The organism is Rouxiella silvae, assembly GCF_002093625.1.
Lineage (GTDB): Bacteria > Pseudomonadota > Gammaproteobacteria > Enterobacterales > Enterobacteriaceae > Rouxiella > Rouxiella silvae.
In genome coordinates, this window is the sequence record NZ_MRWD01000046.1 from 15,332 (window position 1) to 40,705 (window position 25,374).

A 25,374-nucleotide genomic window follows, 5' to 3' on the forward strand; every position below is an offset into this window, starting at 1 on the left:
GCTAATTATTTTGGAAACTTGAGATCCAGTCGATTATCGACTGCTGAAAACGGGCCAGACCGCGCAGAGTAACGAACTCGTTAATGCCGTGCGCGTTGCCGCCGTGGCCCAGTCCACCCATCAAAAATGCCGGTGCAACCTGAGCAAAGGCGTAGGCTGGCGCGCAGCCGGGCGCCCACGGCCAAACCTGCGGCGCGGTTGCCTGTCGTTGATAAGCCTGAAGCAGGGCGTCAACGCCTTGGCAGTCGCGTGAGAATCGATGCCCCGGATAGCTGTCTGCAAGGGTGAGCTCCACGCCAGCAAACGCTGGTGCGCTGAGAGTCTGCTGAATCTGTGTAAGGATTTGCGCACCGTCGATGCTTGGCGGTACGCGCAGCGCCAATTCGGCGCTGGCACTGTGTGGAATAACACCGCGGGCATCAAGCGGACTGCTGCGAATCTCGGCAATCGTCAGCACTGCACCGTTGATGAGTTGTTGCAGGCACGCTAGCGTATTGCCGCTGACTGATAAGCGCTGGCTGCGGCGAAAGCGCAGCTCTTCTTCAATATTGAACGTTTCGGCAAGTGCAGAGAGGAGCTGATTAGCGGGAAGGTCAACAGGTATTCTGGCAATGACGCCGCTGTTTTGCGCCGGTGCAATGGCGTGCAGTGCCTCGACCAGTTTCCATACCGGATTGGCAATCCAGTTGGCATTGCTGGCATGAATGGCCGCCTCGGGGCCACCCCAACGGCCGCCTTTCACCCGCAGGCTCGCGGTGGTCAGGCCGCTGAATCCCAGATAAATGCGCGGCGGACCTCCGCCGTATTCACACAGTGATGGAAAAAATACGGCATCGGCCAGCGCGATGGGACAGGGCACCTGCGCCAGATAGCGACGTAAATAGCCGCTGCCAATTTCCTCTTCACCCTCAAGAATAATCTCGATATTGACGTCGAGCGCGTCGGCGTCCTGTAGTGCTTTAATGGCTGTAAGCATGCCCGCAAGCGGACCTTTGTTATTCTCTGCTCCTCGCGCGACAAACACGTCGCCAAGCTCCGGCCATGAGGTCAGCCCGCCAGTAAAGGGGGCAAACTCCCAGTCTTCTGCATCGGCTGGCATCACATCGTACATGTTGTACAACACCAGCGTTTTGCTGGCCTGATTGTCAATGCGCAGATGCACCAGCGGCGGCGCATTTTGCTCAAGCTGCTGGCTGACAGGTAAAACGATTGTTGCGCCAAGCTCGTTGACTATCCACTCTTCAAGCCACTGCGCCAGCGCCGTTTGTTGCTCAAGTTGACCGGCAACGCTGGTAAACGGGGTGATGGCGTTCAGCAGGTCCAGCGTTGGCCCGAGCGCGGTGGGAACGATAACGGTCACAGGCGTATCCTCGGATTAAGTACCACGTAGAGCAGGTCAATCACCAGGTTGATCCCCACAAACACCAGCGCAGCGAGTAACACAATGGCTTGCACCAGTGGGAAATCGCGGTTTTGAATCGCCTGCACTGCCAGTCGACCAATGCCTGGCCAGGCAAAGATTATTTCTGTGACCAACGCGCCGCCGAGCAGTGAGGCGAAGTACATGCCTTGAACGGTGATAACAGGAATCAACGCGTTGCGCAGGCCGTGGCGAACCACGATGCGCCAGCGGCTCAGGCCTTTGGCGCGGGCGGTGCGAATGTAATCCTGCTGCAATACGTCAATCAGACTTGAGCGGATCAGTCTGGCAATTGCACTCATGTAATAGGCGCCGAGGCTAACTGCGGGCATCACCAATTGGCTCGCCGTGCCGTAACCGCTTGAGGGAAGCCAACGCAAATTGAGACTAAATAGGATGATTAGCAATAAACCAAGCCAAAAAACCGGGACTGCTTGCCCACTAAACGCCAGCAGTCGAGACAGCAGGTCCCAAATACTATTTTGATAAAGTGCGCTAATAATGCCCAGCAGCAGGCCCACCAACGTGCTCCAGCCAAGCGCCGTTATCGCCAGCAGCAGGGTGGCCGGAACTCGCTGCGCGATAAGCTCGGTAACCGGCTGGCTGTAGCGCAGCGAATCGCCAAGATTACCGTGCAAAACGTTGTTCAGGTAATGCCAATATTGCCAGGTTAGGGAGCGATCAAAGCCCATGCTGTGACGAAAATTATCGATTTCCTGCTGGCTTGAACCCGGCGGCATCATCACCGCCGCCGGATCGCCTGTCAGGTGCAGGCTGTAAAATATCAGCAAAGAAACGCCCAGCATCACCAGCACCGACTGAGCCATACGTTGCAAAATATAGCGCAGCATATTAGTCGAGCCTCGTGTGAGTCTTACGCAGCAGGCTGTCGCCAAGCAGATTACAGCCTATCACCAGGGCGGCAATTACCAGCCCGGGATAAAGCACCAGCCACTGTGCCAGCAGCATATAAGAGCGCCCTTCACCAATCAGGTTACCTAAGGTTGGCGTTGGCGGTTGGATACCCATGCCGAGAAAGCCAATTGAGGCTTCAAGGACAATGAGGCGCGGAATGTCGAGCGTAAGCAATACGATTAGCGGCGTCATGACGTTAGGCAACACGTGGCGCAACAGAATGCGCGGCGTTGAAAAACCCATCGCCTTCACGGATTCTATATATTCAAGCTCGCGAATTTCCAGCGTTTTTGCTCGCGCCACGCGGGCATAAATAGCCCAGCTGGTCACCCCCATAATGATGATAATGTTGCTGAGCGTGGCGCCAAACAGCGCCATGACCAATAAAATCAGCAAAATAAACGGCACCGCGAGCTGTATGTCCATCAGACGCATGATCAACGCATCAAGCCAGCCCCCCACGTAACCGGCAATCATGCCCAACGCCGAGCCAATCACCGCCGCAATCAGCGCCGCCAGCAATACCACCATCAGCGAAAGTCGAGTACCTGAGAGCATTCGAGACAGGAGGTCACGACCTAACTGATCGGTGCCCAGCCAATGAAAACCGGTAGTACCGTGGCTACCAGGAGGCAAGAATGAGGCCGAAAGATCGTTGGTCAACGGATTGGGCAGCGGCAGCCAAGGTGACAGCAGTGCCGGTATAATCACCAGTAACAGCAACAGTCCACCCAGAATGCCGTCACCATAAAAGCGGCGTCGCGGCTTTCTTTGCAGAACTGCGCGCATAAATATCATTTCAGCCTCAGGTCAAACAGCGGAATACGCGAGTCGGCGCGGCCAGCGAAGGTCAGTGCGTCGGAGCTGGCATACAGCGCGTCTTCTTTGTACAGCGGGATCAGCGGCTGTTGTTGGGCGACAACTTCCTGCACCTGTTGCAAAATCTTCTCACGTTTTGCCGGGTCTACCGTCAGGCGACTGCTGTTTAACAGCGCGTCCAGCTCCGGCGAATTAACCGTGGAGTAAGGTTCACCCGAGTGCAGAATCGGGTAGAGCGCGGCGTCAGCATCCAGCGTTTGCGTCGAACCCCACGCCAGCATATAGATAGGTGCCTGTTTTTGAGCAGCCACCTGTTGGGTATAAACCGACCATTCTGGCACTTCTAATTCAGCCTTTACGCCAACTGCTGCAAGGTCCTGCACGATGGCCTGTGCGACGTCAGCACTGGCGATATAACGGCGAGGTGCTTGAAAACGAATAGTAAAACCTTGCGGATAACCGGCTTCTGCCAGCAACGACTTAGCTTTGGCAATATCCTGCGCGGGAGCGGGAATGGCTTGGTAGCCGAAATCTTTCGGTCCCGCCATGGTGCCGGTTGGCGTACCAAAACCGTGCAACAGATCGCGGGTGTATGCCTGTCGATTCAACGCCAGAGACAGTGCCTGACGAACGCGCACGTCATTTAAGGGTTTCTGATCGTTCTTTAGCCCGAGATAAATAGTCAGGCCGCCGTTTTTAACCTGTTCGAGATGAATGCCGGGTTTATTTTTCAATGCGGGCACTAAATCGGCCGGTACGCCGTCTACCAGTTGAACTTCACCGGTAAGCAGGGCGGTAATGCGCGCAGTGGCTTCGGGGATTGGCCGCCAGGTGACGGTATCGATTGCGGGCTTGCCGCGCCAGTAATCAGGATTCGCCTGCATGACGACTTTTTCGTCCGGCACGAATGCGCTAAGGGTGTACGCTCCGGAACCTATTGGTTTACGAGCAAACTCCGCATCGCCCACTTTAGTGACGTAGGCTGGAGGAACAATGTAGGTGGGATAACGGCTCATGCGCGTTGGCAGCAGCGGATCGGGACCGTTAGTGTGGATTTTTACCTGATAATCCCCGCTGACCTCGACCGATTTAATCGTGCGAATGTAGGAGATGGTCGGTGCGTGGTTGGCAGGGTCCAAAATACGGTCGATTGAGAATTTCACCGCCTGCGCGTTAACCGGCTCGCCGTCGCTGAACTTGACGCCCTGACGAAGGGTAAATTCCCAGGTGCTGTCATCCAAAGATTTCCAGCCAGTTGCCAAACCCGGGACAAGCTTCATGTTTGCATCACGCAATACCAGGGTGTCAAATAGGTTATCAACCAGCGTCGCGGGCTCTTTCAAAAAGCCGGGATCCATTGCCGTTGCCGAGGTGGTTTGTGCAATAAACAGTTCAGAGGCTAGGGCTGCTGGCGTTAGCAGACTTATTAATACAGCCAGCGAAGCCAGCTTGAATGCAGGTATTCTCATCTACGGTCATTCCCAAGGTTGAAGCCGTCAAGCGGGTTGACGGAATTAAAGTGAAGTTGTGAAGTTTGAAAGTGCATCACAAAAACGTTCATTCAATGTTCAATTCCCTAATGCATGATATATCCTATATAATGTATTTTTGGCAAGCTACGGATTAAACCGCAAAAGAAAAGCCTAAATTTTGCTAAAGGAAAATGTCACATGTTTGAGATGGAAAAAGCGCACCGGGTGAGTCTGACAAGCCAAGTTGAAGCCAAGCTAAAAGGGGCGTTGATTGTTGGCGTATTGAAGCCTGGGGCCAGACTGGTGACTAAAGAGATAGCGGAACAGCTTGGCACCAGCGTGACACCCGTGCGTGAAGCGTTGCTTAGGCTGGTGTCTGCCGGTGCGTTGGATGCTACACCCGCACAGGCCTTTTTAGTGCCGAAAATTCCCTTGGCGCGCTATCAGGAAATTACCCTGATCCGCAAAAATCTTGAAGGTTTAGCTGTGTTAGAGGCGAGCCAGCGGGTGACTCCGGCGGCAATTGAACAATTAACTGTGCTGAATGCGCGTTTTATGGCGGCAAAAGTTGCCGAAAACGTGGAAGAGGCGCTGCAAGCTAATCGCGAATTTCGTTTTGCGCTGTATGCGCTAGCCAACATGCCGACGTTAACCACACTGATTGAGCAACTGTGGGTGCAGATAGGGCCGTGCTTTAACTATCTCTATCCACAGTCTGCGCATGTGGCGCAGGGGCAGCATAATTACGATCAGCTGTTGGTGGCGTTGGCAGCGGGCGACAGCAAGCGCTGTGTCAAACTGATTCATAAATCGATTGATGACGGGGCGGCGATTTTGGAGAAGCACTACTTCTGATTGACCGTTTTTGACTCGGGGGTCTTCCCCATATTTTGATGTGAGCCAAAAGCAGAATAAGGATGGTTAAAATTTTGCACGGTTTCAGGGGTAAGTCCCCTCCCCAAATTTTGAGGAGGGCTAGGGTGGCGTGTTGAGGATTAGGCACTAACCTGTTCTTTCTTCAAAGCCTTTTTGACGGCAAACTGATTTTGCGGCTCACGCAGCCCAAGATTTTCTCGCAGAGTATTGCCTTCATACTCGGTACGATACAGCCCGCGTTGCTGCAAAATGGGAATGACCTGTTCGACAAAATCATCAAAGGCGGTGGGCGTTCCACCTCGAACGATAAAGCCGTCGGTTGCGCCAAAGGTGAACCAATGTTCGAAGCCATCAGCCACGTCTTTCGCTGTACCAAGGAAGCTCGGTCGTGGTGTAGCGGCTTCCAACGCCGCCTGACGCAGGGTTAATCCGCGCGCTTTAGCATCGTTTTTAATTTTGTCGGTGGTGCTTCGGAAGCTGTTTTGGCCTAAATCACCGATGTCCGGGAACGGCGCATCCAGGTCGTGCTGGCTAAAGTTATAATGCTCAAAATAGCGACCCAAATACTCCAATGCCTTATCGATGGTCACCAGTTGTGCGGTCTGCTGATATTTTTGCTCGGCATCTTCAACCGTGTCACCAATAATCACGCTGGTGCCCTGGAAGACGCGGATATCTTCAGCGTCGCGGCCATTTTCAACCAGTTGACGCTTAACGTCCTGCAGGAATTCGCGGGCCAGTTCAGGCGTTTCCTGACGGGTATAAATGGCGTCGGCAGCCTCGGAGGCAAAGGCTTTGCCCTGATCGGAAGCTCCAGCCTGAAACACAATGGGCCGACCCTGCGGTGAGCGCCCCACGTTAAGTGGTCCCTGTACCGAGTAATATTTACCCTGATGATTCAGCGTGTGCAGCTTGTCGCGGTCAAAAAATTGTCCGCTTTCTTTATTGCGGACAAATGCGTCCTTTTCCCACGAATCCCACAGGCCTTTGGCTACCTGCAGATATTCGCTGGCGATGCGATAGCGCTCGTCATGTTCTGGGTGTTTATCGCGCGAGAAGTTTTTGGCAGAGCCTTCAAGTGGCGAGGTGACAACGTTCCATCCTGCACGGCCACCGCTCAAGTGATCGAGGCTGGCAAACTGGCGTGCGACGGTAAACGGCTCACTGTAAGAGGTTGAAAGCGTGGCCACCAGGCCGATTTTTTGCGTGACCAGCGACAGTGCCGAGAGCAGGGTGATGGGCTCAAAGCGATTAAGAAAATGCGGAATCGATTGCTCGGTAATGTAAAGTCCGTCAGCAACAAACAGGAAGTCAAACTTGGCTTTTTCGGCTTGTTTTGCCAGGTTCTGCACGAATTCGACGTTAATGCTGGCATCTGATACGGCATCTGGATGACGCCAGGCCGACATATTCCCCGATGGGCCTTGAATAATCGCACCCAAACGCAACTGTCTTTTTTTGCTCATGCTATTTTCCTTTCCAGAATGCTGAACGCGCTTTGATAGGTCGCGTTATTCGTTTTAAACCAAGCTGCCCGAGTCGGCGACGGTGCGGACGTACTCTTTCTGCTCCTGCACCTCGTAAATATCTTGTCGAAGAATTTTGCGCAGATAGACCAGCTCGACGCCTAACGGATTGGTGGCAGTGTGAAACGCCTCATAGCCACGGCGCTGATAGAGCGCCGTTAACCAAGGGTGACGAATGGCAGTTGCCAGATAGACGGCGGGGGCTTTTACCTGGTCGCGCAAAAATGTTTCTTCTGCATAGTTAATTATTTTCGCACCATAGCCTTGGCCTTTAGCCTGCTCATTCACTGCAAACCAGTGAATAAACGGCCAAGGCGCGGGCGAAGAGTACTTCGACGGCGTCCAGGGGAATCGCACCGTGGCGGTGGCAGTAATGCCAAGCTCCGTTTCCAGCAGAAAAGTACTTTCGTTACGAATAACCGTGCGAACGTCCTCGACGCTGGCGCGGGTTATCGTGAAATGAATGTTGTGTTCCTGCAGCGAGGCATAGGCTTTTTGCAACATGCTGTGCAGCGCCTGTGCATCTGACTCATTGGCGAGGCGGATAGTTTCACTCATCTCGAATTCCTTAGGCCAGAGCGACGCTGGCGCTGGCTAGCAGCTCAAGCGAACGTAGGCGAGCCTGTGACTGCGCAACCGGAGAATCAATAACGAACTCTTCTACGCCATATTTAGCCTGCAGGGCCTCAAGCTGCTGATGTACTTCTTCGCCGGTACCGACAAGCACGGCGGATTTTCGCTCTTCAATTTTGTGTGATTCGGCTTTCGACTGGCGAATGTAGGCTTCGGCATGCTCTAGGCTGCCGACGTTGACCCGTTGTCCATCGCTGGCCACCACGCGGTAAAGTTGCCCTTCTGCCACCAGTTTTTTCGCCTGTTCGGCGGTGTCGGCTACGATGACTGGCACGGCAAGCAGCGCGCGGCCCCCGTTGCTGTCGTGGCTATAGGCCGAGAGTGCACGGGAAATATCGCGTTCGTCCGCATTCAGATGTGCGGCAAAAACAAAGTTCCATCCCAGGCTTGCCGCCAATCGCGCACTCTCTTCGCTGGCACCCAGCAGGAAGCGTGCGGCCGTTTGCGGTGGCTGCGGCGTGGCGGAAAGTGTGTCACCATTTTGTTCTCGAACCGGCACAGACAACCAGTCGTTGAGGAGTTTAAGCTGTGCGGCAAAATCGCCTTTTTGTTTGGGATCGACCGCGTATTGCAACGCGTGTGTTGATAGCGGCAGTCCACCCGGTGCTTTACCTACGCCAAGATCAACACGGCCAGGTGCCAGCGAGGCCAATTGGTTAAAGTTTTCGGCGACTTTAAACGGACTATAGTGCTGTAGCATCACGCCGCCGGATCCCACCCGCAGCTTACGCGTATGGGCCAGTATCCAGGCAATCACGACTTCGGGCGAAGAGATAGCCAGTTTGTCGGTATTATGATGCTCGGCCAGCCAAAATCGGTGATATCCCCATTTCTCGGCCTTTTGTGCCAATTCTACCGTGCGTTTTAGTGCGCCGGCGGCGTCCTCGTGTTCATCGAGAGGACTTTTATCTAGCAAACTTAAACGGTATCCCATCCTTTTTCCTTTTATGTGCTCAGGGAGTGATACCAGCGATTATTAAATTCAGGAAGATACGAAGTAAAACAACAATAGTTGCTATTAAGTTGCGCTAAATGAGATAGCGAGCAGAGGTGCGGTTTGCGCAGGAAAGTAAATAGGCTAAAGTGGCAGACCTGACTTTTACTCCTCATGTCCGACAGGTAATCATGCCCGAACAGTCAAACGAAGAAACGCTCAATGCCCACTGCCAACAGCTGTTCGCGCTGGTTGAAACGCTTAAAATCGACCCATTGGTGCCTGAAAATCAGGTGCTGGATCGCGTGGCGCTCAGTTTTCGCAAACTGCTCAATTTTATGGCTCAGCACCAAGAGATTAATGCCTGCGCACTGCTGACTTCGGCTTCTTCGCCTTTGGCTCGTGCGCGGCTTGCTGAACTCATGCAGGAGAACTTTTTAGCGGCACAGTTAGGCGGGGTGTTTCGCCAAGATATTCCGGCGGCGCTTTTGGCGCAGTTCTTTACCGGCATGTTGTTGCAGTTGGCGCAGCATGCCGGGGACGCTGCAACGCGCCATCAGCACAGTCTTGCGGCGAGCAAGCTGTTCTGTGAAGGTGCCTGGATGGGGGCAGAAAGAGCTTAAACGTTCAAAAATGATTAATCATTACTGATAAGGTCCTGGTCCCGTCGATTCGCGGACGATCAATTCTCCGGGAAAAGGCTTTAGCGCTTCATATGGCCTGCCTTCCATCATGTCCACCAACTGCCTCAGGGTCGTTTTAATCATTTCAGCCACCGGCACTTTCACGCTGCTGACGGAAGGGATGAAATAGGTGGCCATCGGAATATCATCGAAACCTATCAGTGAAACATCCTGAGGAATGCGTTTTCCCGCCGCGTACAGAGAATTTGCTGCCCCCATCGCCATATCATCATTGCTGGCAACCAACGCGGTGAAATGAATACCGCGTTCCAACAGCGTTGCGGCGGCCGCAAGCCCACTGCGCGGCGTCCATGCGCCTTCAACTACCCATTGTTCTCTAAAGGGAATTCCGTGAAGTTCCAGCGCTTTTCGGTATCCCTGTAGACGACTGTTGGCCGAGGGAGAACCCGGCGAGCCGCAAATGAAGGCAATATCACGATGACCGCTTTTAATCAGATGACTGACTGCATTAAGGCTGTACTGTTGATGATCGGCATAAACACAGTGTTGAGGGCTATGCTCAAGACGCCGATTCATCACGATGATCGGTTTGGTCGAGGCAGAAATAATCTCGGTTAACTCATCGGCGTTAAGAAAGCACGGATAGACAATGATGCCGTCGCAGCGCAAATCGAGCAGGAATTCTATCGCCTGCCGCTCCTCTTCGGCACTGTGCTTGCCGTCAGCCAATATCAACTGACGGCCATAGTTTTCAGTTGAGGTCGCCGTTTGGAAAAGCAGTTCAGTAAAATAGGGGCCATTATATAAAGTGTTACTGACCATCAACCCAATGCTTTGTGATTTACTGGTCGCCAAATTTCGCGCCAGCAGGTTGGGGCGATAGCAGGTTTCTTCAACAGCCTTAAAAACGCGGTCGCGGGTTGTTTTACTCACATAGCTGTTACCGGCTAAAACTCGTGAAACCGTGGCTTTTGAAACGCCCGCTTTCTTGGCTACGTCGAGCATGGTTATCATCAGTAATTCCCATCAGCTGCATTTTCATTGTGGCTATCGTACCGCGTTATTTATTAAATAAACAAGTCATTCAATAGGGTTGTTATTGCAAAATAATGGGTTGGGTTTAGCGGATGTTTATTTATTCTTATATTTACGCCCTTAATGTTTACTGAGTGTTTAACGTCACCGTGAGTTTACGTTAACAATATTCTCAGCGAAGGGGGAATTTAGCCGCTAAGGCCGAAATTAAGAGCTTTCATTTCCTTTGCGATCGGCATCACAAATCATACTAACTAATCTGAAACCGGTTGCAGAAACGGCCTTGCATTGTATATTTTAATTTAAACACTACGCCGAGGGATGAATGATGAATAAGGTCTTACTGTGCTGCGCCGCCGGAATGTCTACCAGTATGCTTGTCCAGCGGATGGAAAAATACGCGACCCAAAATAATATCGACGTTAAAATCAATGCCATTGCTTTTGACGAGTTTAGTGAGCAAATTCATCACTATGATGTGTGCTTACTTGGGCCACAAATCAAGTACAAGCTGGCCGAGTTCAAGGTTATTGCCGACTCGATTAACAAGCCGATTGCGGTGATCAATATGATGGATTACGGCATGATGAACGGCGAGAAAATCCTCAACGAAGCATTAAAAATGCTGACCTCTGATGAGGCAAAATAATGAGCACAATCAGTGAGTCATTATTCAACGCGATTGAAAATACCATTAGCCCCATTGCGGCAAAACTTTCAAGTCAGCGCCACGTCGTTGCTATCAAAGACGGGTTTATTTCATCAATGCCTTTTCTGATAGTCGGCTCTTTTATGCTGTTGTTTGCCCATCCGCCGTTTAGCGCCAACAGCCAATGGGGCTTTGCGCAGTGGTGGTTGGGCATCGTCGAGCGTCATACCGACCAAATCATGATGCCCTATAATATGACCATGGGTATTATGGCGGTTTATATAGCCGCCGCTATTGCCTATAATCTGGCACAAAGTTACAAAATGAACGGTTTTATGGCGGCGATGCTATCACTGATGGCTTTTTTAGTGGTTGCCTCCCCGCAGAGTAATAGTGCACTTCCGGTCGGATCCTTAGGCGGGGAGGGGATATTCACCGCAATTCTCGTCAGCCTTTATTCTACTGAGTTAATGCATTTTTTACAAAAACATAATATTGGTTTTAAACTACCGGAGCAAGTTCCACCTAAAATAAGGCAGTCGTTTGATTTGCTCATTCCTATTTTAGCCATTTTCATTACACTCTTCCCGTTAAGTCTTTATATTCAGCATCAGTTCGGCCTGTTATTACCTCAGGCAATAATGTCAATTTTTGCACCTATTATCTCGGCTTCAGATTCATTACCGGCAATTTTGATTGCGGTCTTACTCTGTCACTTACTGTGGTTTGCGGGTATCCACGGTGCGGTAATTGTTGGAGGCATATTGCAGGCCTTCTGGTTAACTAATTTAGGTATAAATCAGCAGGAACTGAACGCCGGACAGCCGATTACGCAAATCTTTATCGAACCCTTCTGGCAGTTCTTTATTGTGGTCGGCGGTTCTGGCTCGACGATGGGACTGGTATTCCTTTATCTGCGCAGCCGCTCGGCGCATCTGCGTTCGATTGGCAAACTTGGGTTAGTGCCCAGCATGTTTAACATCAACGAACCGGTGATTTTTGGCTCGCCGGTGGTGATGAATCCGCTGCTGTTTATCCCATTTATCACCGCACCGCTGGTTAACGCCATTATCGCCTATACCGCGACGCGCACCAGCCTGGTAAATCACGTTATTTCGCTTGCCCCTTGGACTACACCGGGACCGATAGGCGCGGCGTGGTCAACAGGATGGGACTACCGCGCCATTATTCTGGTCGGCGTTCTGCTGTGTGTTTCAACGCTAATTTACTACCCCTTCTTCAAAATGTATGAAAAACAGCTGCTTGAGCAGGAAGAACCTATTCTGCAACCCCAACCGGTGGAGAACTGACCGTGGAACTTGAAAATATCATTATGGAACTGATCATTCACGCCGGGGAGTCACGTTCTTGCTCGATGGAGGCGCTGCGTGCGGCGCGGCAGTCCGATTGGGCGTTAGCCGAACAGCATCTCACGGCGGCCAAGGTGGCCGTTCGCGAGGCGCATCTCATTCAAACCCAGCTGATTGGTGCCGACGAAGGCATGGGTAAAATCCCGGTAAGCTTGATTCTGGTCCATGCACAAGATCACCTGATGAACGCCATGCTCTGTCGTGAATTAGCCGAAGAGCTTATCTATTGCCACCGCGAAATTTCGAGTTTGAAAAACCGTTAATCAAGGAGCGAGTCATGCAACACCAACAGGTAAAACCTTTTCCCAACGGCTTTCTTTGGGGGGCGTCAACGTCAGCTTATCAGGTTGAAGGCGCGTGGAACGAAGAGGGCAAAGGCCCCTCGGTGATTGATAAAGCAATTTTTGATGCAGAGTTAAGTGATTTTAAAGTTACCAGTGACCACTATCATCACCTTGAGCAAGACGTTGCACTGTTCGCCGAACTGGGACTGAAAACCTATCGTTTCTCTATCTCATGGGCGCGGTTATTTCCACAGGGCAGCGGCGAAATAAACCCTAAGGGCGCAGCATTTTACCAACGACTGATTGACCTGCTGTATGCGCACAACATTGAACCCTTGGTGACGCTGTATCATTTCGACCTGCCGTGGGCGCTGCAGGAAAAAGGCGGGTGGTCGAATCCTGAAACGGTGACGGCCTTTGAGCACTATGCGCGCACCGCCTTTGAACTGTACGGCGACCGCGTTAAGTATTGGCTGACGATTAACGAACAAAACATGATGATCCTCAAGGGTGAGGTTATCGGCACGTTGCCACCGGGCACGGCAGATCCACAAAAAGTACTTTACCAGCAGAATCACCACATGATGCTTGCGCAGGCCAAAGCGATGATCGCCTGCCATCAGCTGCTGCCGAATGCCAAAATTGGCCCGGCCCCCAATATATCCAGCGTTTATCCCGCCAGTGCGCGTCCTGAAGACGTGCTTGCCGCCAATAACTTCAGCGCCATTCGCAACTGGTTGTATCTCGATTTGGCCTGCCACGGCGTTTACAACGCCGTGGCGTGGAGCTTTATGAAAGAGAAAGGCTATCTGCCGTGCATTACTGACGAAGAGATGGCGCTGCTGCGACGCGGCAAGCCGGATTTCATTGCGTTTAACTATTACGCCTCGGCGACAGTAGGAGCAGACGATTCGGCCCAGGCACGTGAACAGGGTGAACCCTCAAAAGCCGTCGATCAGCAAATGGCGGGCATTGATACCAGTGTGTATGCCGGAATGAACAATCCGTATCTCAAGAAAAATCAGTTTAACTGGTACATTGATCCCGTTGGTTTTCGTATTACTGCACGCGAAATTTATGAACGCTATCGCCTGCCACTGATTGTGACAGAAAACGGTCTGGGCGCCTTCGACCAGCTGGAAGCGGGTAACAAAATTTATGATGATTACCGCATTATGTATCTGCAAAAACACCTTGAACAGCTGCAGTTGGCCATCAGTGATGGCGTTGAGATGTTCGGATACTGCCCGTGGTCAGCGATTGATTTGGTCAGCACCCATCAGGGGATTGGTAAACGCTATGGTTTTATCTACGTCAATCGGGATGAAAAAGATCTGAAAGATCTTGCGCGCTTTAAGAAGAAAAGCTTTGTCTGGTATCAACGCGTTATCAGTAGCAACGGCGCTAATCTTGACTCACAGGTTGAGTACTGATTTTTCATTTAAGGAATGATTATGTTCAGCAAAAAGTTGCCTAAAGAATTTCTTTGGGGCGGGGCCGTTGCGGCTCATCAGGTTGAAGGCGGTTGGGATCAGGGCGGTAAAGGGCCGAGTATTGTTGACGTGTTAACCGCCGGAGCACACGGCGTGCAGCGCGAAATAACCCATGGTGTGCAACCGGGTCAACGTTATCCGAATCATCAGGCAGTTGAATTTTATTCACATTATAAAGAAGACATTGCGCTGTTTGCAGAGATGGGCTTCAAGTGTTTTCGCACCTCTATCGCCTGGTCGCGTATTTTCCCCCACGGCGATGAAAAGCAGCCTAATGAGGCGGGCCTGAAATTTTATGATGACCTGTTCGACGAACTGCTTAAGTACAATATACAACCGGTTATTACCCTATCGCACTTCGAAATGCCTTACCATCTGGTAAAGGAGTACGGCGGTTGGCTCAATCGTAAAGTGGTCGATTTCTTTGTACATTTCAGTGATGTGGTAATGGAACGCTACAAGGGAAAAGTAAAATATTGGATGACCTTTAATGAAATTAACAACCAGCGCAACTGGAAAATACCGCTGTTTGGTTACTCTTGTTCCGGCGTGATTTTCCTTGACCAGCCGAATCCTGAGCAGGCGATGTACCAGGTGTTGCATCATCAGTTTGTTGCCAGCGCTAAGGTGGTAAAACGCGGGCACGCTATTAACCCTGACTTCCAGATTGGCTGCATGCTGGCGATGGTGCCGATTTATCCGTGGTCCTGTGACCCCGATGATGTGATGTTTGCGCAAGAACAAATGCGGCAACGTTATCTGTTCGGTGACGTACAAATGCGCGGCTATTATCCGGCCTATATTTTGAAAGAGTGGGAAAATAAAGGCTATAAAATTGACATGCTGCCCGAAGATGCGGCGACGCTGCGTGAGGGCTGCACCGACTACCTAGGTTTTAGCTACTACATGAGCAACGCCGTGCAGCATGCGGCGAAAGACGCGCAAGGCAGTATTGAGTCGATTGAAGGCGGCAAACGAAACCCGCACGTGGCCGCCTCAGAATGGGGATGGCAAATCGACCCGGTTGGACTGCGCTACACGCTGAACTGTCTGTATGAACGCTATCAAAAACCGCTGTTCATTGTTGAAAATGGCTTTGGCGCGGTCGATACCCCGGCGTCCGATGGGTCGATTAACGACGACTACCGCATAGACTACCTGCGTGCACACATAGAGCAGATGAAAATCGCGGTAGTGGAAGACGGCGTTGACCTACTGGGCTATACGCCTTGGGGCTGCATCGACTGTGTGTCATACACCACCGGTCAATACAGTAAACGTTACGGGTTTATTTATGTTGATAAACACGACGATAATAGCGGGACCATGAAACGGTCAAAAAAGAAAAGTTTCGACTGGTACAAACAGGTCATTGCCAGCAACGGTGAGGCACTGTAATTCCAATCTAAAATTTGAAATTAAACCGACTCCGGCTATGATTGCCGTTATGATGTTAAATAACAAAAACGGCAATCGCGCTAAGGAGTTATTATGGATAATCAAGAACCTACTGCCTTCTCAACCGCTTCTGAGGCTATTGACCGCCTCGAAGCGCTGTATGAGGCATCACTGTCCTCACTGCGCGAAGCAATCAGTCAATACATTGAAAACGGCACCGTGCCAGACCTTAATGCCCGTGCGGCAGGGCTGTTTGCCTATCCACAGCTCGAAGTCACCTGGGACGGTAGTTCGCAAACGCCGTTCCGCACCCGCGCCTATGGCCGTTTTGCTCATCCGGGAAAATACGTGACTACGCTGACGCGGCCTGAATTGTTCAGAAAATACCTGACCAGTCAGCTGTCGATTCTCGAAAAAGACTATGCTGCGACTTTTGTGGTCAGGGCTTCTCAGCAAGAAATGCCTTATCCGTTTGTGATTGACGGCTCTGATTTGGTGCTAGACCGCACGATGACCGCCGGTCTGGCACTGCATTTTCCGACTACCGATCTGGCAAAAATTGTCGATGACGTCACCGATGGCATTCATGCCGCTAGCGATAAATTCCCGCTTTCGCATTTCGATGCACTGCGTACGGATTTCTCTTTAGCCCGCCTTAAGCACTACACCGGCACGCCGGTTGAGCATTTTCAGTCATACGTGCTGTTCACCAACTACACCCGCTACGTTGATGAGTTTGTTAGTTGGTCGTGCGCACAGATTCTTGACCCTAATTCGCCGTACGTGGCGCTGTCGTGTGCGGGGGGCAACTATATTACCGAAGAAGACAGTGATCCGTCGCGCACCGCCTCTGACCTGGCGTGGAAGAAGCACCAAATGCCGGCCTATCATCTGATTGCTGAAAACGGGCAGGGCATTACGCTGGTAAACATTGGCGTGGGGCCTTCCAATGCTAAAACCATCTGCGATCACCTTGCGGTACTGCGCCCACACGCCTGGCTGATGATTGGCCACTGCGGTGGCCTGCGCGAAAGTCAGAGTATTGGTGACTACGTGTTGGCCCACGCTTATCTGCGCGATGATCACGTGTTGGATGCGGTACTGCCACCGGATATCCCCATCCCGAGCATTGCCGAAGTGCAGCGCGCGCTGTATGACGCCACCAAGCTGGTGAGTAATATGCCGGGTGAGGAGGTTAAGCAGCGTTTACGCACCGGAACCGTGGTGACCACCGATGACCGCAACTGGGAGCTGCGATTCTCAGCGTCGGCGCGGCGTTTTAGCCTCAGCCGTGCCGTCGCGGTGGATATGGAAAGCGCGACCATTGCTGCGCAGGGTTACCGTTTCCGGGTGCCGTACGGCACGCTGCTGTGCGTTTCTGATAAACCGTTGCACGGTGAGATTAAACTGCCGGGGCAGGCCAACCACTTCTATGAAGGGGCCATTTCCGAGCATTTGCAAATTGGTATTCAGGCAATTGACTTGCTGCGTGCAGAAGGCGACAAACTCCACTCGCGCAAACTGCGGACCTTCGACGAGCCGCCGTTCCGCTAAACGTCTGCTATAGATGAAAAAGGCATTGCATAGATAAAATTAGTTCAACAAGTGTCGGAGGATGACCTCTGCCACCTGTTGAACTGCCTCCTTACTCCCTGACCCGCTTGATATTTCTCGCCTCACTTCCCGCCTCAACACGCCTTTAGCACAAAATTAGCTTAGCTTATCTAATTTAAGCAGTTGTAAGGTCTTGGCGGTACATTGAAAATGTTAAAACTGCATTTTTTTATATTTTCACCGGGAAAAAGGGTTAGAAATGAAGTTATTAAAAAAGTTACTGCTTCCTCTCGTGATTGCTGGAAGTGTCCACAGCGTTTGGGCAGCCGATCAGAATGTCCCGTTTTCTAGCTCTTTCCACGTCTCTGCGGATGACGCATTAAAAGCGAAACTGCCTGAGGATATTCTCAAACGGGGTTACATTGTTGCGGGTACTAACCCGAACACGCCGCCGACCACCTTCTATATGGCCGACAATAAAACGCTGGCAGGCCGTGAAATCGATGTGATGACTGCCGTCGCCGAAAGGTTGGGCGTGGCGGTGCAGTGGCGCGATACCGGCGGGTTCGACAACATTATTCCGGGTTTGAAATCGGGTCGTTATGACGTCGCATTATCCAACATTAATGCCACTAAGGCGCGTCTGAGCCAGGTCGATTTCGTCGGCTATTTCGACGCCTCGCGTTTGGGCATTATTTCTCGTAAAGATGCTAACGTTGCGCCATTTACCTCGCTGCAGGACACCTGCGGTAAGCAGGTCGGGGCCGGTGCGGGGACTACCCAGCTGCTGCGTCTTGATGAGGCGAGCAAGAAATGTGTCGCCGACGGCAAGCCTGCTATCACTATCGCGACCTTCCCAGATCGTCCTGCGGGCGTTCAGGCAGTGGTCAGTGGCCGCGTCGCTATGTTCTTCGGCCCGTATGAAGGCCTGACTTATCAGGTAAGCAAGGTGCCGGTTCTGGCCATGAGCGGTCAAATCACGGTTAACGATGCCCCAGTTTCCATCGCTTTCCCTAAAGCGTCTCCGCTGGAAGATGCCGTGCAGGCTGCGCTCAACTCGTTGATTAAAGACGGTAGCTATCAGAAAATTCTTGATAAGTGGAACATTGGCTACGGCGCGATGAAAGAAGCAAAACGTAACGAAGAGATTTTTTAATGCAAAAGGCAACACCAGAACCGCAGAACGAACTGCGTATTATCGGTAAAAAATACTATGGGCGCTGGTTCAGCGCCTTTGTGGTATTGCTTATTTTACTGGCAGTGGGCAATTCGGTTATCAATAACCCGCGCTTTGAATGGAACGTCATTGCCGAAAATTTCACGGAAGCTTCCATTCTTCAGGGTGTCTTGATGACGCTCCAGCTGACGGCAATCTCCGTCATTCTCGGTTTTGCCGGTGGTACCGTACTGGCGCTGATGCGTTTGTCGTCCAATCCGGTGCTGTCTGCGGTGAGCTGGGCCTATACCTGGTTCTTTCGCGGTGTGCCAATGCTGGTGCAGCTGTTTCTTTGGTATAACGTTGCTGCGCTGTACCCAAAAATAGCGATTTCGCTGCCGTTTGTTGGCGAGCTGTGGAGCGCCAATGCTAACTCGCTGATCAGCCCGTTTAGCGCGGCAGTGATTGCGCTGGTGATGCATCAGTCAGCCTATGCGGCCGAGATTGTTCGCGCCGGTATACAAAGCGTCGGTCAGGGCCAGTTGGAAGCGGCAAGAGCGCTGGGCTACCGTCCGGCGCAAATTTTTCGCCACACCGTGTTACCGCAGGCGATGCGCGCGATTATGCCACCGGCCGGTAATGAAGTGATCGGCCAATTAAAAACGACTGCCGTAGTTTCAGTGATTGCGCTGCAGGACGTGCTTTATTCGGCACAGATTATTTATCAGCGCACGTATGAAGTTATTCCGCTGCTGCTGGTCGCCACATTGTGGTATCTGCTGATGACGTCGGTGCTGTCTGTAGGGCAATACTACGTTGAGCGCTATTTTGGCCGTGGCACCGTGCGCAATGAAAAAAGTTCATGGATCAAACGCAAAGCGCCCGCTCTGGCGGTGAATAAAGAGAGGGCAAGCAGTAATGGCTGAGGCAATTGAGTTACGCAACATTACCAAGCGTTTTTCGGGTAATACTATTTTAGACGGTATCAATCTTGATATTGCGGCCGGTTCGGTCACGGTTATTTTAGGGCCTTCTGGGTCGGGTAAATCAACGCTGCTGCGCTGTATCAATCATTTGGAGAAGCTCGACGGCGGAACTATTCGCATCGGCGGGCATTTGGTGGGATATCACCAAAAAGGCCACGCGCTGCACGAGTTGAACAGCAAGCAGATAGCGGCCCAGCGCGCACAGATCGGCATGGTGTTTCAGCAGTTCAATCTGTTCCCACACCGCACGGTGCTGCAAAACATTATTGATGCACCCATGCGCGTCAAAAAGCAGAATCGTCAGCAGGCAACCCTAAAAGCCCGATCATTGTTGCAGCAGGTTGGATTGGCTACGCGTGAAAACGCTTGGCCAGCCGAGCTTTCCGGCGGTCAGCAGCAGCGCGTCGCCATTGCACGTGCGCTGGCAATGGACCCGGAAGTTATGCTGTTTGATGAACCGACCTCGGCACTCGATCCCGAGTTGGTGGGAGAGGTGTTGCAGGTAATAAAAAAACTGGCACACTCAGGTATTACCATGGTCATTGTCACCCACGAGGTCGGCTTTGCCCGTGAAGTGGCGGATAATATCGTCTTTATGGAAGAGGGCAAAATCGTCGCAGCTGGGCCGACTCAGTCGGTGCTCGACGACCAGGAAAACATTCGCGTACGCAACTTCTTATCAACGGTGCTATAGCAGGTAATCGCCGCTATCTGTGTCCGTTGTTGGCCCTCTTTCAGCCAGGACAAACAGTCTCAATGACCGTTAAACCAACCACCCACAGCTCCCATTGGGGAGCTTTTACCGCCGTTTTGCATGATGATAAACTGGTAGTAACACCTTTTGCTGGCGATCCTGACCCTAGCCCAATCCTTAAAAACTTCGAAAACGCACTGGACCATAAAGTACGTATCGCCACGCCGATGGTGCGCCGCGGCTGGCTCGAAAACGGCCCAGGACCTGACGACCGCCGCGGTGACGATGAGTATATCGCCATCAGTTGGGAAGAGGCCTACGCCTTGGTCTCGGGGGAGCTTTCTCGGGTGGCTACAACGCACGGACCGGAGTCGGTTTTTGGCGGTTCCTACGGCTGGTCGAGCGCCGGGCGTTTTCACCATGCGCAGAGTCAAGTACATCGGTTCTTAAATACCACCATTGGGGGTTACGTTCGTTCGGTAAACAGCTACAGTTCAGGCGCTGCGTCGGTGATTTTGCCGCACATCGTCGGTGACATGAATGAAATTGCCCGCCGTGGCGTGAGTTGGGAAGAGATTTCTGAACACACTGATGTGCTGTTGTCATTTGGCGGACTGGCTTTAAAAAACTCTCAGGTTGCCAGCGGCGGATTGAGTGAGCACACCGAGCGCGGGTTTATTGATAAAGCGGCAAAACGCGGCACAACATTCATCTCTGTGAGTCCACTCGAAAGTGACCTGCCGGACGAAGCCCGCGGTGAATGGCTGGCGATAAAGCCCGGAACCGATGCCGCATTGATCTTGGCGCTGCTGCACGTATTGAATGCCAATCAGTGGTCTGATGAAGATTTTCTGGCCCGTTACTGTGTGGGCTGGGACAAGCTGGTGGCCTATCTGTGTGGCGCAGAAGACGGTCAGATGCGTGACGCGCAGTGGGCGTCTGAAATTTGTGGCATCAGTGCGGCGCGCATTGAGTCGTTGGCCGCCGAATTGTATGGTAAGCGGGTAATGATTTCGGTGGCGCATGCTTTGCAGCGTGCGGAACACGGCGAACAACCGGTATGGTTAGGTCTGGTACTGTCGGCGGCACTTGGCCAGCCAGGTCTGCCGGGCGGCGGTTATGGCTATGCGCTAGGCGCGTTGGGGCACTACGGCAAACATCATAATCAGGTTTCATTCCCCGCACTGCCTCAGGGGAAAAACGGCGTGAAGGATTTTATTCCGGTGGCACGCCTCTCTGATATGTTGCTAAATCCTGGGGAAGAATTCCGCTACAACGGCCAGACGTTGCGTTACCCGCACATTAAACTGGCGTGGTGGGCGGGCGGTAATCCGTTCCATCATCATCAAGATTTAGCGCGTCTGCGTCGTGCTTTTAATCAGCTCGACACCTTAATTGTGCATGAAGTTGCCTGGACTGCCACCGCGCGACACGCTGATATCGTGCTACCTGCCACCATGACGCTGGAGCGTGAAGACGTGGGCGGAGCACCGACCGACCGGCACCTGTTTGCCATGCAGCCGGTGGCAAAACCGTTTGGTGAGGCCAAGGACGATTATTCGATTTTTGCCGAGTTGGCAAAGCGGCTGGGGCGTGAAGAGGCTTTCACGGAAGGGCGCACGGCCAGAGAGTGGTTGCAGCATCTTTATCAGCAGATGCAGGAGAAGTGTGAGCAGCAAAATATCAGCGTGCCAAACTTTGAACAGTTTTGGGAAATTGGCCAACTGCAATTGCCGCAGCTTAAAGACGGCGGCAGACTGCTGCGTAATCTGCGCAACGACCCTGATAGGTATCCTTTACCGACGCCGAGCGGGAAAATAGAGATATTTTCGCAGACTATCGCCGATTTTAACGATGCTGACTGCCCGGGGCATCCGGTTTGGCTTGAGCCAACGCAAAAGCCTGATAGTCAAAACCCGCTGTATCTGATCGCCAATCAGCCGGCCACCAAGCTACACAGCCAACTCGACTACGGCAAACACAGCGTGAGTCAGAAGCTCGACGGGCGTGAGATATGCCGGCTGCATCCACAGGATGCCTTAAGCCGAGGAATTAAAGTCGGTGATACGGCGATTATCAGTAATTCGCGTGGTGCAGTGTTGGCCAGCGTGGAAATCAGTAAGCAGATTATGCAGGGCGTCATTCAGCTACCGACCGGTGCCTGGTATGACCCGCAAGATGCACGTGCGGCACACCCGCTGTGCCGTCACGGCAATCCCAATGTGCTAACGCTCGATGTGGGAACATCTTCACTGGCACAAGGATGCTGCGGACAGATTACCACCGTAAATATTGCCCGTTTTGAAGACGTTGCACCGGCGGTACGTGCTTTCGAACCGCCGGTGGTACTGTACCGTTAAGTCTGAAATGACGTCAGCCGCTTTGCCAGTTCGGACAAGGCGCCTGGCGTCCCCAACTGGCACAAGACCTCTATTTCATCCCACGCCTGCGGTGAACGCAGCGACAAACAGCTCTCCAATTTACGCCGTAAATCCACCCCTTTGGCTACACTTTGTTGGCGTGTGACGCGGCAGGTTAGCTGTTCACCGTTTTTGCGTGACAACGTCACCTGATGAAAGCGCTGGGTAGGGTCAATTTCATCCGGCGGTGCAGTCATGTCAGGACTGCGACTTACCTTGCCGGCCAGCGCATTGATTCCGTCATCAACCGGTCCTTCACCAAAATCACTCAGACTCAGGCGATTGTGCAACAGCGTGGCGGCAATCACGTATTCGAGGCTAAAACGCGCTTCTATTCTGCTATGAGGATGCGTCACTGACGCCGCAATATCACCGCCAGGTGGGAAAGAAACCTCAATGCTTTCGATATCGGCAAACAAATCGGCAGGCGTTTTCTCGCTCTTTTCGAGCCACTCTGCCCGCAGGATAAATGCGGCGTCTGCGGCACTGTGCGTGCCTGCACAGGTAGGATAAGGTTTAAACTCAAGTCCCGGTGAAACAATGCGCCACGGCGCGCCCCAGTCCGAGGTCAGTTTTTCAGGCCGTTGCTGGCCGCCGCCGCCGCTGGCAAGAAATGCCTCCAATACGCCGTCGGGCTGACCTTCGAATCCAGCAAGTGCCAGTCTAGAGGCTATCACTGCCGATTCGGCGGCAAATCCCGCATGCAGCGGCTTAACGACCGAACCAAACTGCGCACGTAATCCGCTGGCGCGAGTGGCCGCGATACCCAGAATGTTCGCGGTTTGTTCCACGGTTGCGCCTGCCAGTCTGGCCGCTGCTGCCGCTGCCGCAATCGACCCCAGGGTGGCGGTGCTGTGATATCCGGCTTTGTAATGCTGGGGACCGGCGGCTAGACCCAGGCGTCCCGCTGTTTCAACGCCAATAATATAGGCATCGAGAAACGCATCACCTGCAATCTCCGCGTTTCCCTGCGCCAGCGCAAACAGCACAGGGAGGATAACCGTCGTCGGATGCCCGCGAAAATCAGGGTGAAAATCGTCAAAGTCCAGCGCATGTCCGGCATAACCGAGCAGCAGGGCACGAGTTTGTGCATCGTCAGCGCAATATACCTGTTGCAGACTTTTCAACGGAGTATCGGCGATATCGCCTTGAACAATCGGCAGCGAGACGGCCACAAAATCGAGCAGCCCAGCGCGGGCCAGCGCTCTTGCTTCGCTCGTGGGTGCAGTATTTACAACAAGCTGAGACAGTTGCTGGGTTAACGTCGCGTTAGGCAGCTCGCTCATTGCAGTTTTTCCAGAGCCTTAACGGCCAGGCGGTGCAGGTAGTCGGCGGTGGGAAACAGGGCACGGTCGTCGACGCGAAAAGCAGGGTGATGCAGTGAATAAGGGCCGCCGGAGCCGATCATAATAAAGGCACCGCGCATCTGCTGCTGATAAAAGGCAAAGTCCTCTCCGATGGGGCTGGCTTGCACAGTCAGTGCTTCAAAGCCCGCCGAGGGCGCTTGCTCAAGGGCAAACTCGACCCACTCGGCGTCATTGACTACCGAAGGTGGACCCGCAAGCCAGTTAAGCGTGATGGTTGCCTCGAAAGCATCACCGATGCCCTGCAAAATCTGCCGCAGTCTGCGTTCGATAAGCTCGCGCGTGTCCTGATTAAAGGTACGCACCGTGCCTTCAAGCCAGGCCTTATCGGGGATAACATTCCAAGTTGAGCCACTGTGAACTTGAGTAATCGACACCACGGCATTGTGATCTGACGGCACATTGCGGCTCAGTAGGGTTTGCACCGCGCCGATGACCTGTCCGAGGATAATCACTGGGTCATTGCCGTCGTGAGGGCGGGCGGCGTGGCTGCCGGTGCCGCTAATGGTGATGTCAAAACGGTCTACGCCAGCGGTTAACGCCCCGGCCTTGCTGCCCAGCACGCCAACTGGCAGGGTTGGATCGTTGTGAATACCGAAAATAACGGCGGCGTCGTCAAGTGCGCCGGTCGCTAACAGCGCGGGGGCACCTTCAAAGATTTCTTCGGCTGCCTGAAACAGAACGCGCACACGTCCCGGCAAGGTATGTTCGATTTTTTTCAACAAAATAGCCGCGCCGAGTGCGGCAGAGGCGTGAAAATCGTGACCGCAGGCATGCATCACGCCTGCATTTTGCGACACGTAATCAACACCTGACTGCTCTTCAATCGGTAGCGCGTCAATATCTGAACGCAACACGACCAAATGTGGCGAGTTGGCGTCACCGAGTTCAGCCACCAGTCCTGTTTTAAGCGGCAGGTCGACGATGCGGATTTGATATTGGTCGAGCACCGCTTTGATGCGCGCTGTGGTTTCAAACTCATGGTTCGAAAGCTCGGGAAATCGGTGCAGCTCGAGGCGAAAAGCCTGAATAAATTGGGCGATATCCTGATGTTCTGGACGTATCTTCATAATAATGTTCCTTTGATCAAACCTGTCTAGGCAGGATTAACGTATTTCCTGGCGAGATAGCCACCTATCGTGCGCCACAGGGTCGAGGACTTTTTTCATAAACAGCGTAATGTGCCCCTTTCCTAAATCTTTCTCGTGCATCGGCACAAAGCCACGCTTCTGATACAGCGCTTTCAACCAAGGGTGGTTAACCGCCGTGCCGAGTGAAACCGCGGGGGCTTTCAGCTGTTTGATTAATATTTCTTGCTCAACCCAATCCTGAATTTTTTTCCCCCATCCCTGTCCGTTGTAGTCCGGATGCGCCCCAAACCAGCCGATATGCGGCAGACCAAACGGACCGGGTAAGGTGCTCCACGGGTAGCGCAATGTCAGCGAGGAAACCATAATGCCATCAACAAACAGGGCATAAACGTCGTGCTCAGTCAGGTGTTGGGTGACGCGCGCCAAATCTGCGGTGGCTGCATCGAATTGGATCCCCAGTGCTTTAATCGGCGCGTAAGCAGCTAGCATCAGTTCGAGATATTCCTGGTTATCGTCAGTGCTAAGTTGTCTGAAAACGTGGCTCATCAATATTCTCGTCTCTGCACGGTGAAATTTCGGTCCAAGGTGTAATAAAGAAGACGCTTGGAAATATTCTTTTCATTATCTTTTCTTTAACTAAG

The 25,374-nt window shown here is 52.6% G+C and carries 23 protein-coding genes; 12 read left to right on the forward strand and 11 right to left on the reverse strand.

Annotated features, from left to right (window positions below; genetic code table 11):
• Position 1: 1 nt before the first annotated feature.
• From BS639_RS17615 to BS639_RS17630, 4 genes are read right to left on the reverse strand one after another with little or no spacing between them, the layout of a single operon-like run.
• Positions 2-1,360 (reverse strand): M20/M25/M40 family metallo-hydrolase, encoded by a 1,359-nt coding sequence (locus BS639_RS17615; protein ID WP_084983810.1) that lies wholly within the window; start codon positions 1,358-1,360, stop codon positions 2-4.
• Positions 1,357-2,271: an ABC transporter permease gene (locus BS639_RS17620; RefSeq protein WP_055771874.1), complete on the reverse strand. Its 915-nt coding sequence runs from the start codon at positions 2,269-2,271 to the stop codon at positions 1,357-1,359. The genes BS639_RS17615 and BS639_RS17620 overlap by 4 nt, the downstream gene beginning before the upstream one ends.
• 1 nt (position 2,272) lies before the next feature.
• Positions 2,273-3,133 (reverse strand): ABC transporter permease, encoded by an 861-nt coding sequence (locus BS639_RS17625; RefSeq protein WP_055771877.1) that lies wholly within the window; start codon positions 3,131-3,133, stop codon positions 2,273-2,275.
• Positions 3,130-4,623 carry an ABC transporter substrate-binding protein gene (locus BS639_RS17630; RefSeq protein ID WP_055771880.1) on the reverse strand — a complete coding sequence of 498 codons (1,494 nt, stop codon included), beginning with the start codon at positions 4,621-4,623 and terminating at the stop codon, positions 3,130-3,132. Before BS639_RS17630 ends, BS639_RS17625 begins: the two co-directional genes overlap by 4 nt.
• A 201-nt stretch (positions 4,624-4,824) precedes the next feature.
• Here BS639_RS17630 and BS639_RS17635 point away from each other — a divergent pair, with 201 nt between their 5' ends.
• Positions 4,825-5,481 (forward strand): GntR family transcriptional regulator, encoded by a 657-nt coding sequence (locus BS639_RS17635; RefSeq protein ID WP_084983811.1) that lies wholly within the window; start codon positions 4,825-4,827, stop codon positions 5,479-5,481.
• Positions 5,482-5,621: 140 nt separating this feature from the next.
• Here the strand turns inward: BS639_RS17635 and BS639_RS17640 are convergent, their stop codons facing one another.
• The 3 genes from BS639_RS17640 to BS639_RS17650 are packed head-to-tail and all read right to left on the reverse strand — an operon-like array spanning position 5,622 to position 8,595.
• Entirely contained in the window at positions 5,622-6,968 is a 1,347-nt protein-coding gene (locus BS639_RS17640) for an LLM class flavin-dependent oxidoreductase (protein ID WP_084983812.1), read from the reverse strand.
• Between the two features lie 54 nt (positions 6,969-7,022).
• Positions 7,023-7,586, reverse strand: coding sequence for a GNAT family N-acetyltransferase (locus BS639_RS17645; protein WP_055771889.1), 564 nt, complete (start codon positions 7,584-7,586; stop codon positions 7,023-7,025).
• Between the two features lie 10 nt (positions 7,587-7,596).
• The gene (locus BS639_RS17650) at positions 7,597-8,595 is read right to left on the reverse strand and encodes an LLM class flavin-dependent oxidoreductase (RefSeq protein WP_084983813.1); all 999 of its coding nucleotides are present in this window, start codon (positions 8,593-8,595) and stop codon (positions 7,597-7,599) included.
• Positions 8,596-8,786: 191 nt separating this feature from the next.
• Between BS639_RS17650 and BS639_RS17655 the strand changes: the two genes are divergently transcribed.
• Positions 8,787-9,218 carry a hypothetical protein gene (locus tag BS639_RS17655; protein ID WP_084983814.1) on the forward strand — a complete coding sequence of 144 codons (432 nt, stop codon included), beginning with the start codon at positions 8,787-8,789 and terminating at the stop codon, positions 9,216-9,218.
• A 21-nt stretch (positions 9,219-9,239) separates the two neighbouring features.
• Here BS639_RS17655 and BS639_RS17660 read toward each other — a convergent pair whose 3' ends face one another.
• The gene (locus BS639_RS17660) at positions 9,240-10,253 is read right to left on the reverse strand and encodes a LacI family DNA-binding transcriptional regulator (RefSeq protein ID WP_084983815.1); all 1,014 of its coding nucleotides are present in this window, start codon (positions 10,251-10,253) and stop codon (positions 9,240-9,242) included.
• A 349-nt stretch (positions 10,254-10,602) separates the two neighbouring features.
• On the opposite strand from BS639_RS17660, the gene BS639_RS17665 reads away from it, so the two are divergent.
• The 10 genes from BS639_RS17665 to BS639_RS17710 all read left to right on the forward strand — a co-directional run bounded on the left by BS639_RS17665 (position 10,603) and on the right by BS639_RS17710 (position 22,218).
• Positions 10,603-10,923, forward strand: a complete 321-nt coding sequence (locus tag BS639_RS17665; RefSeq protein ID WP_084983816.1) for a PTS sugar transporter subunit IIB — start codon at positions 10,603-10,605, stop codon at positions 10,921-10,923.
• Positions 10,923-12,233 carry a PTS sugar transporter subunit IIC gene (locus BS639_RS17670; protein ID WP_055771904.1) on the forward strand — a complete coding sequence of 437 codons (1,311 nt, stop codon included), beginning with the start codon at positions 10,923-10,925 and terminating at the stop codon, positions 12,231-12,233. The genes BS639_RS17665 and BS639_RS17670 overlap by 1 nt, the downstream gene beginning before the upstream one ends.
• A 23-nt stretch (positions 12,234-12,256) precedes the next feature.
• Positions 12,257-12,556, forward strand: a complete 300-nt coding sequence (locus tag BS639_RS17675) for a PTS lactose/cellobiose transporter subunit IIA (protein ID WP_055772526.1) — start codon at positions 12,257-12,259, stop codon at positions 12,554-12,556.
• A gap of 14 nt (positions 12,557-12,570) precedes the next feature.
• Positions 12,571-14,010, forward strand: a complete 1,440-nt coding sequence (locus tag BS639_RS17680; protein WP_084983817.1) for a glycoside hydrolase family 1 protein — start codon at positions 12,571-12,573, stop codon at positions 14,008-14,010.
• 21 nt (positions 14,011-14,031) lie between these two features.
• Positions 14,032-15,468 carry a 6-phospho-beta-glucosidase gene (locus BS639_RS17685; RefSeq protein ID WP_084983818.1) on the forward strand — a complete coding sequence of 479 codons (1,437 nt, stop codon included), beginning with the start codon at positions 14,032-14,034 and terminating at the stop codon, positions 15,466-15,468.
• Between the two features lie 93 nt (positions 15,469-15,561).
• The gene (locus BS639_RS17690; protein WP_084983819.1) at positions 15,562-17,022 is read left to right on the forward strand and encodes an AMP nucleosidase; all 1,461 of its coding nucleotides are present in this window, start codon (positions 15,562-15,564) and stop codon (positions 17,020-17,022) included.
• 259 nt (positions 17,023-17,281) lie between these two features.
• Positions 17,282-18,178 carry an ABC transporter substrate-binding protein gene (locus BS639_RS17695; protein ID WP_084983820.1) on the forward strand — a complete coding sequence of 299 codons (897 nt, stop codon included), beginning with the start codon at positions 17,282-17,284 and terminating at the stop codon, positions 18,176-18,178.
• Positions 18,178-19,104: an amino acid ABC transporter permease gene (locus BS639_RS17700; protein WP_055771917.1), complete on the forward strand. Its 927-nt coding sequence runs from the start codon at positions 18,178-18,180 to the stop codon at positions 19,102-19,104. Before BS639_RS17695 ends, BS639_RS17700 begins: the two co-directional genes overlap by 1 nt.
• Entirely contained in the window at positions 19,097-19,858 is a 762-nt protein-coding gene (locus BS639_RS17705; RefSeq protein WP_055771920.1) for an amino acid ABC transporter ATP-binding protein, read from the forward strand. Before BS639_RS17700 ends, BS639_RS17705 begins: the two co-directional genes overlap by 8 nt.
• A gap of 62 nt (positions 19,859-19,920) precedes the next feature.
• Positions 19,921-22,218: a molybdopterin-dependent oxidoreductase gene (locus BS639_RS17710; RefSeq protein WP_084983821.1), complete on the forward strand. Its 2,298-nt coding sequence runs from the start codon at positions 19,921-19,923 to the stop codon at positions 22,216-22,218.
• Here the strand turns inward: BS639_RS17710 and BS639_RS17715 are convergent.
• From BS639_RS17715 to BS639_RS17725, 3 genes are read right to left on the reverse strand one after another with little or no spacing between them, the layout of a single operon-like run.
• Positions 22,215-23,564, reverse strand: a complete 1,350-nt coding sequence (locus tag BS639_RS17715; protein ID WP_084983822.1) for an MmgE/PrpD family protein — start codon at positions 23,562-23,564, stop codon at positions 22,215-22,217. The two genes, BS639_RS17710 and BS639_RS17715, sit on opposite strands and share 4 nt — an antisense overlap.
• Complete coding sequence (locus BS639_RS17720; RefSeq protein ID WP_084983823.1) at positions 23,561-24,712, reverse strand: amidohydrolase; 1,152 nt, start codon at positions 24,710-24,712, stop codon at positions 23,561-23,563. Before BS639_RS17720 ends, BS639_RS17715 begins: the two co-directional genes overlap by 4 nt.
• Positions 24,713-24,748: 36 nt before the next feature.
• Positions 24,749-25,279, reverse strand: a complete 531-nt coding sequence (locus BS639_RS17725; RefSeq protein WP_055771934.1) for a GNAT family N-acetyltransferase — start codon at positions 25,277-25,279, stop codon at positions 24,749-24,751.
• Positions 25,280-25,374 lie beyond the last annotated feature (95 nt).